Source organism: Rouxiella sp. Mn2063 (genome assembly GCF_049319665.1).
In the GTDB taxonomy this organism is placed as follows: domain Bacteria; phylum Pseudomonadota; class Gammaproteobacteria; order Enterobacterales; family Enterobacteriaceae; genus JBMOUD01.
In genome coordinates this window covers 1-293 of sequence record NZ_JBMOUD010000056.1, presented here as the reverse complement: position 1 = coordinate 293, position 293 = coordinate 1, and the positions used below count along the sequence as shown (strand labels likewise).

The following is a 293-nucleotide window of genomic DNA, read 5'->3' as shown; positions in this document are numbered from 1 at the left end:
CCTCTCTTCAAACTGACCATTTAGAACGCCGATAGTCCACAGAAACAGCGGTAAGCTGAATCGCGGTGCAATCGGCGTGTGATGTTTTTTTATGATGGGGCCGGACAGGTGGTCAAACGGAGTTTTGGGATTTGCTGCTATTGCTTCGTGTAGCTCTGCGTTGCATTTTCTTGCGGCAGAGCGTAGGGCATTGCGTTCTGCTTCAGATTCAGGAGGCATAGTTACTCCAATTTGACACCCGGTATTTTTCCTGCTGCTATTGCATCGTATATTTCACCACAAATTCCTTGCAG

At 47.8% G+C, this 293-nt stretch carries 1 protein-coding gene; it reads right to left on the bottom strand.

Going from position 1 to position 293, the window contains the following annotated elements; all coding sequences use genetic code 11:
- Positions 1-219: hypothetical protein (locus ACL9RG_RS22770; RefSeq protein WP_422794917.1), on the bottom strand; the 219-nt coding region annotated here is incomplete at its 3' end.
- Between the last annotated feature and the right edge of the window lie 74 nt (positions 220-293).